The following is a 12,143-nucleotide window of genomic DNA, read 5'->3' on the forward strand; positions in this document are numbered from 1 at the left end:
GGGGCGAACAACGACGGCTTGCAGATCACGTTCAGCGAGTTGGTGCGGGTGCAGGACTTGAGCAGTTTGACGGCTGCAAGCTTCACGACGACCAAGAGCTGGGGGACGGGGGCGAGGATAGAGGCGGTGGGTTCAAGCAGTGTGAACGGGGTGCAGTTTGCCAGCAGGTACAGGATTTACCTGGGGGCGGACACGACGTTGACGGCAAGCGATGTGGTGGGGGTGGAGAAAAGCAAGATTGTGAACGTGGGGGGTAACACGGCAGCTGAGGCGCAGAGCTTCACGGTGCCGAGTTTGGCCTACCCCGACCGCCCCAGCCCCCCTGTGGCCATCAGCGTTGACAACTTCATCAACGCGACTGACATAGCCGCCGCCGCAGGCACAGACATTACCTTTACCTTCAAAAACGGCAACAACGTGCCCGTTGCAACGGTGGCGGGGGATCGTTTGGATTTGGCGTTGAACGGTGTGGTCATCCAAACAACCACCTTGGCTGCGGGCGCGACGAACTTCACATTCAATGTGGGTTCTACTGCTTGGGGCTTGGACGGCACTTACCAAGTGTCGGCCCAACTTACCAGACCCAGCACCGGCGGCACTTCAGGCACTTCATTAACCTCATCGCCCAAGACATTGATTGTGGACACCGTGGTGCAGCAAGGCATCCAATTGGCCAGCCTGATCGCCGATGAGGGTGGCGATGGTGTGAGCGCCAACGATGTGCTGCGTTTGCAATTCAACGAGGCTTTTGCATTGGGCGCGCTGAGCAGCACATTTGGCACCGGTGCGGTGGCCACAGCCGTGGGCGCAGTCAGCGGCAAAAGCCAAACCTGGGATGTGAGATTGGGCGCAGGCGTAACGGCGGCCAGCTTGTTGGATGCATCGATCACGGTCGCCACCGTCACCGATCTGGCCGGCAACAGCGCCAGCTTGCAGGGCACCATCAACGCCAATATTTACGCCGCGCCCAGCACGCCGCGAATCGCTTCCGTGTCCAGTGACAACGTGCTCACAGCGGCTGAAAAAGGTACGCAACTGGTCAGGGTCTATGTGGACAATTTGGCCGCCAATGATGTGGTCTCCTTGTTCTTGGACGGTCAGTTGGTGAGTAACAACGTTGTTAACCGTACCGTGGGTGCCAACGGCTTTGTGGAGTTTTCTGTCAGCGCCGCCACCTGGGGGGCTGATGGTGAAAAGCACTTGAAAGCGAGTGTGCAACGCGACACGGGCACTGTGCTCAACTCGGCCAATCGTTCGGTGTATGTGGCGGCCGATGGCAATCACTGGTCCAGCAACAACCTCGTGTGGTTTGACCCCGACACCTTGGTTGCCGGCAATCTGGCGACTTGGAACGCCAGCGCTGGCGGCAGTGTCGCCAGCCTGAATGGGGTGGCCGCGCCGCAGTTGGTGACCGATCTGGTCTTGGGCCATCAAAGCCTCAACTTCGCCACTTATGGCGCCAACACAGCCAATAAGCCGTTCTACAGGTTCACCGACCCTTCTGGCTTGCTGCCCACCGGGCGCACAGGCTTGACTTTGATCGGGGCCACCTACCAAGCCACCCAAGACAGGAATTTGAATATTTTTGTCAACTATGGCCAATCTAACGACGGTATCAGACCCAACAGCAATGCGTCGATTCAAATGGGTGTGGATAACCGGATGGTCTACAACACAACGCCGCAAAGGTTGACCATGGACGTTGCCAACGTTTATCCCTATGGCGCAGACGAATCGGGTACGACCGGCAGTTGGTTGGCTGCGCAATACGTCACCTCCAACAACAACACGCAGTTCAAACTCAGTGCCAATGGGCAACTCAGTGGCCAGGGCAGGTTTATCTACAGTGCGGGTTATGTGGACTTTGGCGCAGCCAATTACAAAATATTGGGAAGTGCAGTTGGCAGTCATTCAACCAATTTGGTGATGGGCGATCAAATCTTGGCTTCAGGGTCTCTGGGCGTTGCGCAAGCGGCTGAAATCAATGCCTATCTGGCGTGGAAATACGCGGCCATCGGTGCGCAGGCGGTGTTGCGCAGCGATAACGTTTACAACTTGACCACCAGTGCGATTCAAGGCACCTTGATTGATGATCGGCTTGATTTAACCAGCCGCGTGAGTGCCGACACCGTCACCACAGCCGGTGCCGACTATGTGCAAACGGGCCAAGGCAACGACACCATCATAAGCAGAGACTTGGCATTCCGCACACTCGACGGCGGTTTGGGGCGGGATGTTTGGGCCTTGCATGCGGATTACAGCGACCGCTCAAGCATCGTGCTGGCCGACTTTGTCAGCAACTCACGCGGCATGTCTGGCAATGTGGTTGCGGACACGCGGGTCAATGCGGCAGGGTTTCACAAGCTGCAAGGCTTTGAGGTGATCGATATTTCTACGAGCACCGCACGCCAAGTGCTGACGGTGGACGCCGAAGATGTGAACCAGTTGTCCGAGACCAACACCTTAGAGGTCAAGCTCGGTGCCAACGATGTGCTGAACGTCAATGGCATGGGCAGCGCGCAGCGTGGCGCGTTCAAGATCAACGACAACTGGTACGACCGTTACTACACCACTGTAACGGCTGGTGGGCAAAACCTGTCGCTTTACAGCGCAGGGGGAGACCAAGCGACCACGCTCAACAGCATCAAGTGGAGTGGCAACAGGCAGTTGCTGCAGATCTCTTTAGACCATGCCATGACCTTTGGCACGCCAGTGGCGGGGCACTTCCAGTTCAGTGGTTTGGGCGCCACAGACAACTTCAGGGACACGGCGGTGGCCACCGTCAATCAGCGCCAGGGCTTGCAGTTCTCGTTTACGACGGCGCCGCAGGGCCCTGTGAAGATCACCTACACCAACACCGATCCGCTGACGGTGCTCAAGGATGAGGCGGGCCGCAGCTTTGCCAGCAAGATTTGGCTGATCGGCACCGATGGCGTGGACACCGACACGCTCTCGGGCGGGATAATAACCACGCCCCGCTTGAACGCCAGTGTGTTGACGAACGCCGAGCAAGCGCAAGGGGTGATGCTGCTTGGTGGCGCAGGGGCTGACCAGATCACAGGGGGCAGTGGGGCTGACACCTTGATTGGGGGCACGGGGGCGGACACGCTGACGGGCGGGGCAGGCGCAGACACCTTCCGTTTTGTGAACGAGGTGGCCGATTCGGGTGCCGATGGCAACCTGGGGGGCACCCGAGGGGATGTGATCACGTATTTCAACTTTGGCGTGAGGAATGGCCAGGCAGACGCCACGCAGGCTGACCGATTGGATTTGAGCCAGTTGTTCGGCGCCGACGCCAACTTCACAGGCAATGCGGCCACCGATGCGGCCACGCTGACGGACAACGGCTATTTGGACATTCGCACCACCTTAAGGCGAGTGGGCAATGCGGATGTGACGGATTGGCAGGTGTGGGTTGACCGTGACGGCAAGGATGCAGAGGGGGCCAACACATTTGGTTTGCTGGTGACCTTGCAGGGCATTGACACCAGCAACTCGGGTTCGGGCGTCACATCGGAGACAACCAGTGATTTGTTGCAAAAAATGCTGGAAGAAGGCCGCTTGGTGGTGACGCAGGCTTGACCTAAGATGTTAACATCCGGTCATTTTTAGTAAACTTAGATTTATTTAAGTTTTATTAAATTTTTGGATATAAATAAATTTCAACGTTTTGTAGTTTCGGTCATTTGAAGGAATTTTGTATGAAAGTGCGTCACTGGTTCATTGTGGCCATGCTGGGTGTGTGTGGTGCGTCATTTGCACAAACACCTTGGCCTGCCGTTCAAGCACGCAACTACCCCGTTGCCAAGGGCTTGGATTTGGTTCGCCACGAGCAGTCTATTTTGTTGGGTGAGTCTGAGCAACAAACGGGTTTGTTTTTTGCGCAAATGAACAGAGCCAACAGCAATGAGGTTCAAGCAGAGTTGGTACAAGACGCTCAGCGCAAAGGATGGAAGTTGCAAACCGCTTTGCGCTTGGGCACCTATTACGTCACGACCTTCTCTAAAGGTCAGCGTTTGCTGGACATTCGCTTGGTCAACTCTACCGAGGGTGTTGAGGCGGTGTATTCGGTGGCGCTCACGCAGCAAAGTGAATCTGCACTTGCACCGACTGCTCCTTCTGCTGCAGTCATTGCACCCGTGGGCGTTGGTGCGCCTTCAAGAGTGCGCTGATGCATTTTTTTGTGATTTTGTGAGGTCATCATGATGAATTTCCGAGTTCTTGGCGGTTTGCTGGCGGGCGTGAGTTTGCTTTCTTTGGGTGGGTGCAGTTTTTTACGCTTGGCTGATGACGATGTGCCTCCGCCGCCCTCGGTGCAGAGACAGGCGCGCCTGCTGCAGGTACCCGATGATTTGCGTTTGCCACGCGAACCGGTTTTGCGCTCGGTGTTCACGACCAACACCACGGCAACCCCCCCCAACATGCCCGGTACCGCTCAAGCCCTTGCCCAAAGCCCAGCGGTCACGACACCACTGCCGGTGCAGGCAGCTGTTCCGGAAAACAACCGCATGTTGTTTGCCCCTTATGTGCCCACCTCCAAAGAGAGCTTGCCTCCAAAAAGCTGGGAGGTGGACCCCAAGCATGATTTTCCGTGGATTGCCGGTGCCCAGCCTGCCCGAGTCAATGAAGAGACGACCGTTGGTGTTGGTTCACGGATGTTCGGGCGCCTGTATGCCCAAGTTGAATTTGGCAAGGGTGGCTCGCCTCAGGAAGTCAAACTTCCTGCGGTTGCCGAGGTGCCTGCGGCCAGGCCAGAGCAGTCCGGCAATTTCATTTCTCGCTGGTTTAAATCCGATGCGATTCAAAACAAAGCTCTTGCGATGCCGGTTCAGCCGCAGACCATCGTTTTGCCACATGCCTCGCGCATCACTTGCGCCAGCACTACATGTTTGGACGCGGCGCGTGACATGTTGATTGAAGATGGGCAAGCCAAGGGGTGGAAGACACTTTTGAACCGCCGCGTCAGCATGCACCAGTCCTTTCAGTTTCAGCGTGAAGACCGGGTAATTTGGGTCGAAGTGATATCCACCGGAAAAAATGTGTTGCAACTTGAATACAGCTTGTTGCCGGTCCAAGAGGCCATCACCCGTTGATCGTTTGGGGCGGGCGGTGGGTTCGCATTCGAACCTTTGGGCCATTCTTTGCCCGCTGGATTTTGAATGTGTTCCACGCTGCACTTGAGGGTTCCCTGTAGAAGGATAAAAGATGATTTTTCGCGGTGTCGTTACGGCTTGGTGCTTGACCATGATGAGCCTGTCTTTTGAGGCCGTGTCACAACCCGTGGCAGAGGTCCGAGCAAGTGCTGGCTTTGCAGCAGAGGTGGTCCCCGTTGCACCTGAGATGGCCTGGTTGCGTGAAATGGTGTTGCAGGTGCTGCTCAGTCAGCCCGAGTTGGCGCAAGCCAGTGCCGAAAACCGGGTTTCTCGCGAGCGGTGGAATGAGGCCAGGGCTGGGGCCTTGCCGCAACTGGGCTTGTCTGCTTCTGTTGGGCAAGAAAACCAGTATTTGGAATCCAGAACCAACCGCTACACCGATCAGCACTCTGTGCAGTTGCGTGTGACACAGTCCTTGTATGACGCGGGAGTCACGGCCCGCATTCGCCAAGCACGTGCCAACACCTGGGGTGCAGACTGGTCGATGGTGCAAGTGCGCGAACAGGTCATGTTGCGCACCGTGGAGTTGTACGCAGAATTGGTGCGGCAGTCACGCTTGACAGAGTTGGCGCGTGACAATTTGAAACTGCATCGCCAGTACGTGGGCCAAATGAAAGACATTGCGCGGGTCGACTTGGGGCGTGCCTCTGATTTGCCTGTCGCGCAGTCGCGTGTGGCTTTGGCCGAGTCGGTGTTGACCAGTCGTCTGCTTCGCCTTGAGCAGGCGCGTGTCCTTTGGCGTGCCCATTCCAACTTGCCTTCGCCAGAGGAGTCAACGGTTGGGCCTTTGAGCACCGTGTTGCGCGATTTGCCCTTGGTCGATTTGCCTGTGTCCATGGAAGTGGGCGTGCAAGAGGCCTTGTCTGTGCACCCTTTGTTGCAAAAAGCCTTGGCTGACCTGGTGTCGGCACAAGCGTCAATTGGGGTGGCCGCTGCAGCCACCAAACCGCGTGTGGGCGCTGAGTTGAATGACCGGCGAGGCCATAATTTTGGCGGTATTTTTGGCGAGCAACGCACTTGGTATTCGGGTTTGAGCGTGCAATGGAATTTTGCCGCATCAGACAGATTTAACCAACGCGCTGCCACCGAAACCATGCGTGCAGCCCAAGAGGCGGTAGACACCCAAGCATTGCGCGTGCGCTCTTCTGTCGAGTCGCAGTGGTTCGAACTCAAAGCCGCCGAAGCATCTTTGGTCAGTTACCAAATTTATGCCGAGCAGGCATTGTCCGTTTCCCAATCTTACGCAGAGCAATTTCGCATTGGCCGGCGTTCTTTGTTGGACGTTTTGAATGCCGAAAATGAACTGTTCACGGCCCGCTCCAATGAAATGTCAACCAAAATGGACGTGCAGCTGGCTCAATGGCGCTTGATCAGTTTGCGCGGCCTGTTGGCGGATGAGTTGGGGCTGTAAACCATGATCTGGGTGGCCTTGCAGGCCTTGGCACTGTCGCACGATCGCCGGGTCTCTTGGCGTGACTTGGCGCAGCGTGCCAGTCAATCGACCGCCGAGGTTTTGCCCGAAGTGGCCGTGCTCAGCTTGCGTGAACATGGCTTGGCTGCCAGAGCCATTCAATTGAAAGACCCAGCGCGCGATCTGCCATCGCTTCGTTTGCCGGTGGTCTTGCGTCTGCAAGGAAAAAACTGGGCCTTGTTAACTGCCTTGGACAACAGTGGGGCCAAGCTGAGCATTTTTGGCGGGTCGGGGCACGATCAGACAGCGGAGTCTGTGCAGGAGCATTGGCCCCTGGACAAGCTTTGGGCGCTGCACGATGGTTTGTGCATAGAAGTTTCTCAGCCGCAGACCGTTGACACCGGAGATGCCGGAGATGCCGGAGATTCAGCCTTTGCCACAAGGCACCCAAAAGGCCAAGACACAGACGCTGGCAGTGATTGGTTTTGGGGGGTCTTTGGCCGTTTGCGCGCGCATTACGGTGACTGTGTGTTGGCCGCAGTGCTCGTGAACGTGTTGACCTTGGCAGGCTCCATGTTCAGCATGAACGTTTATGACCGGATCATTCCGAACGCGGCCATGCATTCGATGTGGACCTTGGCTGTAGGGGTCGTGGTGGCCGCACTGATGGAGCTGGGTTTGCGCAGTTTTCGCGCCCATGTGCTGGACGATGCTGGCAAGCGCGCGGATTTGGCCCTGTCGGCCAGTTTGTTGCGGCAAACCTTGAATTTGCGCCCGGTTGACCGCCCCGCTTCCAGCGGTCAGTGGGTGAGTCATTTGCGTGAATTTGATTCTGTGCGAGATTTTGTAAGTTCTACCACCTTGGTGGCCTTGACCGATTTGCCTTTTGCGGTGCTTTTTTTGGCGGTCATTGCTTGGATCGGTGGGCCATTGGTTTGGGTCCCCTTGGTGGCTGCCGTGCTGACTTTGCTGGTGGGGGCCTTGACGCAGTTGCCGATTCGTCGCTCGGTCGAGCGCTACCAATACGAAAGCACCTTGAAGCATGCTTTTTTGATAGAAACTTTGGAGCGCCTTGAAACCATTGAAGCCTTGGGCGCTGCGCCCAGAATTCAAGGCCGTTGGGAGCGGGTGTGCGCAGCCGCTGCACGCAGCGCCATGGCCTTGCGTGCGGCGTCGGCGTTCACCTCCAATGCGTCCCAATCGATACAGCAACTGGCCAATGTGGTGTTGATTGTGGTGGGTGTCTATGCGATTGTGGCGGGACAACTGACGGTGGGTGCTTTGATTGCTTGCAGCATCTTGGCTTCGCGTGCTTTGTCACCTTTGGCGCAGGTGGCGGGATTGATGGCCCGTTGGCAAACCACCAAAATGTCGTTCGAGCAGGTCGACAAAATCATGGCTTTGCCCTTGCGCAGCGACCCCGCTCGAACCTATGTGGCTTGGCCGCAATCAGAGCAGCAAGGTGTGCCTTGGTTGAGTTTGCAGAATATGCGTTTTCGTTACCCACGCACCGCATCGGATGTGCTGAGCATCGATCAACTGAAATTCCCAAAGTCCCAAGTGGTGGCGGTAACTGGCCCTGTGGGATCGGGCAAATCAAGCTTGTTGCGGGTCTTGGCGGGCCTGTTGTGGCCGACCGAGGGCCAGTTGTTGGTCAACGGATTGGCTTCGGGCCAAATCTCGCCCGCCGATTGGCGTGCCCATGTGGCTTGGGTGGGGCAAGACGCGGTGCTGTTCAAAGGCAGTTTGCGAGAAAACTTGTTGATGGCATCGCCGCAAGTGAGCGATGAGCGCTTCATGGCGGTGTTGCGCTTGTGTGGGCTGGACCTGCTGGCCGCTGCACATCCGCAGGGCTTGGACATGCCTTTGGGTGAGGGGGGCCAGGCCTTGTCAGGTGGCCAGCGCCAATGGGTGGCCTTGGCACGTGCGCTGTTGTCCGAAGCCCCGGTTGTTTTTTTAGACGAGCCCACCAGCGCGATGGACGTGGCCTTCGAGCAGGCTTTGATGGCCCGCTTGCGTACGGAGTTGGACGGCCGCTTGGTCTTGATTGCCACCCACCGGCCGGGTCCTTTGGTGTTGGCCGATCGCTTGCTCGTGCTGGACAAGGGTCGTGTGTTGGCCGACGGACCACGCGACACGGTGTTGCAAGCCATTGCCGATGGGCGCGTGGGCCGTGTGCCGTCAAGCCCTGACAGATCCCGCTTACAAGAGGTGGCCGCATGACGCGTGAAAATGCCACACCGGGGGTATTTGGCTTGCTTGAACGTTGGTCAAAACGGGGCCGAGCGAAGAAATTGGCGCAGGCCGCCAAGTCTGGCTCAGCAAGCGCTCAGCAAGATCCGGCCTTCATGGCCAAAGTTCAGGCTTTGCGCGCAGACAACGAGCGCTTGGCGACTTTGGATCAGCTCTCAGATGTTTATCTTTTGCGACTGCAACCGCCCGCGCCCATCTTGCGACACGGCTTGAAAGCGGTGGCGCTCGTTTTGCTGGTCTTGGTGGTGTGGGCTTCAGTCGCCACGCTCGACGAGGTCACCACAGGGCTTGGCAAAGTGGTGACCAGCAGCCGGGAGCAGTTGGTGCAAGCCTCAGAGGCAGGCGTGGTGGCTGAGTTGTTGGTCACGGAGGGCCAGTTGGTCGAAGCCGATCAGCCCTTGGTTCGCATTGACGACGTGCGACTGGGTGCCAACATGCAAGAAAGCCAAGCCCGCATCAACGGCTTGCAAGCGGCAGCGATACGCTTGCGTTCTGAGTCACAAGGCGCAGCATTGGTTTTCCCACCCAGCTTGGTCAAGCGCAATCCTGAGTTGGTGCTTTCAGAGCAAAACACATACCGCGCGCGCAGACAGTCCTTGGACGCCAGCGTGGCCGCGTTGCAGCAATCGATCAAAGTATCGCAAGAAGAGTTGACCTTGACTGAGCCATTGGCCGCCAAGGGTTTGGTGTCAGAAATGGATGTGCTGCGAATCCAGCGGACTTTGACAGAAACCCGAGGCCGCATCAGCGAGTTGCAGACCAAGTACCGCGCGGAAGCGGCAGCAGAGTTGGCCCGTGTCGAGGGCGAATTGGGCTCACAAAGCGCCACTTTGGTGGGCCGCACCGATGCGTTCAAGCGCACAGTGCTTCGGGCTCCTAAGCGCGGGGTGGTCAAAAACATCCGTGTCACCACGCTGGGCGGGGTGGTGCAAGCGGGCCAAGAGATCATGGAGATTGTGCCGATCGATGACACCTTGCTGATCGAGACCCGCATTCGCCCTGTGGACATCGCATTTTTGCGCCCGGGACTGGCAGCCACCGTGAAGATCACAGCCTACGACTCTGGTATTTATGGCTGGCTAGAAGGTGAGTTGGTGCAAATCAGCCCGGACACTTTGCGCGATGAAGTGCGGCGCGACGAAACCTACTACAGGGTCATGGTGCGCACCCGCGCGGCAGAGCTCAAAACCAAGGACGGCAAGGCCTTGCCCATCATTTCAGGCATGCAGGCTTACGTCGACATCAAGACGGGCCAAAAGTCGGTGCTGTCCTACCTTTTCAAACCCTTGTTGCGCGCGCGTGAAGCTTTGCGTGAACGTTGATTGCCATGAAAAACCACCCTCTCTCTTTCGCGCTTTTAAACAATGCAGCTGCAGCTCAGCGTGCGCATGCGCTGCGCCCCTTGGTGTTGGCTTTGTGCCTGTCGGGCTGCGGGTTGACGGTTTCGGCGCAAACCACTGAAACGACCAAAACGGTCGACAGTTCAAAGGCCACCTCAACCGAAAATTTGCGCACACTGCGCGAACGCACGCGTGAGTCCATAGAGGCGGTGCGGGCCGATCAACCAGGTGCATTGGACAATGCGCGGGGTTTGGGTGCCAATTTGAATCCCACTCAAATGAACCAACGCGCCAGCGTATGGCAGGGCCGCGCACAGGCCGCCTCTGCCGAGTCCGCCAGCGGCAAGCCGCCTGCACCTGCCTCCACGCCAGAGGGTTTGCGTTACCTTGAGACCATTCAATGGCCTGAGCCTCGCCAGGCGCGAGGCTCAAAGCGTTTGCTGCCAAGGCCGGCAGCTTTGGGCACTGAAGAGATGCCGCGCATGGCTTACACACCAGATTTTTCTCGCCAACGCTTGACCTTGGGTGTGGTGGCCGGCCGTGTTTTGATTGATTTGCCGCAGCAAGAACTCTCGGACCTCAACCCCCAGACCGAAGTGGTGCGTGTGGAGGTCAACTCAGACGATGCGCTGAGCTTGCCGGATCTGGTCAATGTGGGCCTGGGCTACAGCCCCGTGATGGACCAAGCGGTGGCACAACTGGATGCGGCCATCAACCGCAGCAAACAAGCGCGTGCCGACTTGTTGCCGCGTCTGACCGTTCGCTACAGCGAAGGGCCAGAAAACTCCAAAGGCCCCAACGTGCAGCCCAATGGGGCCAACAAACACGTCACCTACAGCGAATCTGTGCGGCTGACCCAGCCACTTTTCAATTTGCCGCTGGTGTCCGATTGGATGACCGAGCTGAGCAACGAGCGTTCGGCCAATTGGCGTTTGCAAGCAGCCCAAGAATCGGTCGCACTGGCTGTGACGCAGGCCACGCTCAACCTTGCCGCCGCACGCTTGGTTTTGGAGCACTCAGACGAGCAACTGGTCAACTTTTCTCGCTTGCTCGATTACGTGCAAAGCCGTGCCCAAACCGGCGTGGCCAGCACAGCCGATTTGGAGCGCACCCGCAGCCGCGTTTTGTTGGCACGTCAATTGCGCATCGATCAACAAGGCAATTACAAAAATGCTTTGTTGGAGTTGCAGCGCCTGACGGGGCAGTCACCCACCGCACTGAAATTGCCTTACCTCAACCAGTTGCCCGGCTTGCCCAGCACCCAAGGCGAGATGCGTCGCATGGTCTGGAATCAAAGTTTTGAGCTGCGCGCTTTGCGCAGTGACATTGAAGCGCAAAAGCTTTCCTTGGCTTCTAACCAATATCGCATGTTGCCCGTGGTCGGCATCAGTTTGGAGCACGATGCCTCGCGCAATGTGCGGGGCGACAACCCCCGCCAAGTGGACCAAAGGCTGATGGGTGTGATGTCTTGGGATGTGTCCTTGGGTGGCAAAGAAGTTTATGGGATCAGCGCCGCCGCCGCTGAATTGGACAACCGCCAAGCCAAGTTGACCGAACAAGGTGAACGTGTCATGCAACTGGTGGATGCAGACTTTGCCGCACTGCAGTCAGCCACATTGCGCGTCACGGCTGGGCAAGCTGAGCAATTGGCCACAGCCGTTGTGGTGTCCTCGGTGAATGAACAGCTGCGCATTGGCCGCATTGGCTCATTGCTGGAGGCCTTGGATGCTTACGAGCGCAATTTCGCTGCACGCCAGCGCTTGACGCAAACTTTGGCCCAACAAATGCAGGCACAAGCCCAGCTGCTGGCCCGCATGGGCTTGCTCAGCGATTTGCGTGATGGGGCACAGGCCGAGATGGCACCACGTTCAGCGACCAGCCCTGTTGCAGACCCTGCATCTCCTGCGGTGCCTCAAGTGCCTGCAGCTCCTGCGGTGCCTGCGCTGCCGAGCGTTTTGGTCACCCCCCTTCCCAATTGATTCATCA

Annotated in this window: 7 protein-coding genes; all 7 read left to right on the top strand. The window is 57.6% G+C overall.

The window, feature by feature from the left end; all coding sequences use genetic code 11:
* The coding region (locus ACIQ39_RS04985) for a beta strand repeat-containing protein (protein ID WP_396433505.1) at positions 1–3,582 on the top strand (3,582 nt) is incomplete at its 5' end.
* Positions 3,583–3,701: 119 nt separating this feature from the next.
* The gene (locus ACIQ39_RS04990; protein WP_396433506.1) at positions 3,702–4,172 is read left to right on the top strand and encodes a hypothetical protein; all 471 of its coding nucleotides are present in this window, start codon (positions 3,702–3,704) and stop codon (positions 4,170–4,172) included.
* A 336-nt stretch (positions 4,173–4,508) separates the two neighbouring features.
* Complete coding sequence (locus ACIQ39_RS04995; RefSeq protein WP_396433507.1) at positions 4,509–5,093, top strand: hypothetical protein; 585 nt, start codon at positions 4,509–4,511, stop codon at positions 5,091–5,093.
* A 112-nt stretch (positions 5,094–5,205) separates the two neighbouring features.
* The gene (locus tag ACIQ39_RS05000; protein WP_396433508.1) at positions 5,206–6,564 is read left to right on the top strand and encodes a TolC family protein; all 1,359 of its coding nucleotides are present in this window, start codon (positions 5,206–5,208) and stop codon (positions 6,562–6,564) included.
* 3 nt (positions 6,565–6,567) lie between these two features.
* Positions 6,568–8,787, top strand: coding sequence for a type I secretion system permease/ATPase (locus ACIQ39_RS05005; RefSeq protein WP_396433509.1), 2,220 nt, complete (start codon positions 6,568–6,570; stop codon positions 8,785–8,787).
* Positions 8,784–10,139: an HlyD family efflux transporter periplasmic adaptor subunit gene (locus ACIQ39_RS05010; RefSeq protein ID WP_396433510.1), complete on the top strand. Its 1,356-nt coding sequence runs from the start codon at positions 8,784–8,786 to the stop codon at positions 10,137–10,139. Before ACIQ39_RS05005 ends, ACIQ39_RS05010 begins: the two co-directional genes overlap by 4 nt.
* A 5-nt stretch (positions 10,140–10,144) precedes the next feature.
* A complete protein-coding gene (locus tag ACIQ39_RS05015) occupies positions 10,145–12,136 on the top strand; it encodes a TolC family protein (protein ID WP_396433511.1) in 1,992 nt (663 codons plus the stop codon).
* Positions 12,137–12,143 lie beyond the last annotated feature (7 nt).

This window comes from Limnohabitans sp., from assembly GCF_044361645.1.
In the GTDB taxonomy this organism is placed as follows: domain Bacteria; phylum Pseudomonadota; class Gammaproteobacteria; order Burkholderiales; family Burkholderiaceae_C; genus Limnohabitans_A.

Coding starts and splice junctions, on each gene's coding strand:
- ACIQ39_RS04990 (WP_396433506.1), top strand. CDS start 3,702: ATGAAAGTGCGTCACTGGTTCATTGTGGCCATGCTGGGTGTGTGTGGT.
- ACIQ39_RS05015 (WP_396433511.1), top strand. CDS start 10,145: ATGAAAAACCACCCTCTCTCTTTCGCGCTTTTAAACAATGCAGCTGCA.
- ACIQ39_RS04995 (WP_396433507.1), top strand. CDS start 4,509: ATGTTGTTTGCCCCTTATGTGCCCACCTCCAAAGAGAGCTTGCCTCCA.
- ACIQ39_RS05000 (WP_396433508.1), top strand. CDS start 5,206: ATGATTTTTCGCGGTGTCGTTACGGCTTGGTGCTTGACCATGATGAGC.
- ACIQ39_RS05005 (WP_396433509.1), top strand. CDS start 6,568: ATGATCTGGGTGGCCTTGCAGGCCTTGGCACTGTCGCACGATCGCCGG.
- ACIQ39_RS05010 (WP_396433510.1), top strand. CDS start 8,784: ATGACGCGTGAAAATGCCACACCGGGGGTATTTGGCTTGCTTGAACGT.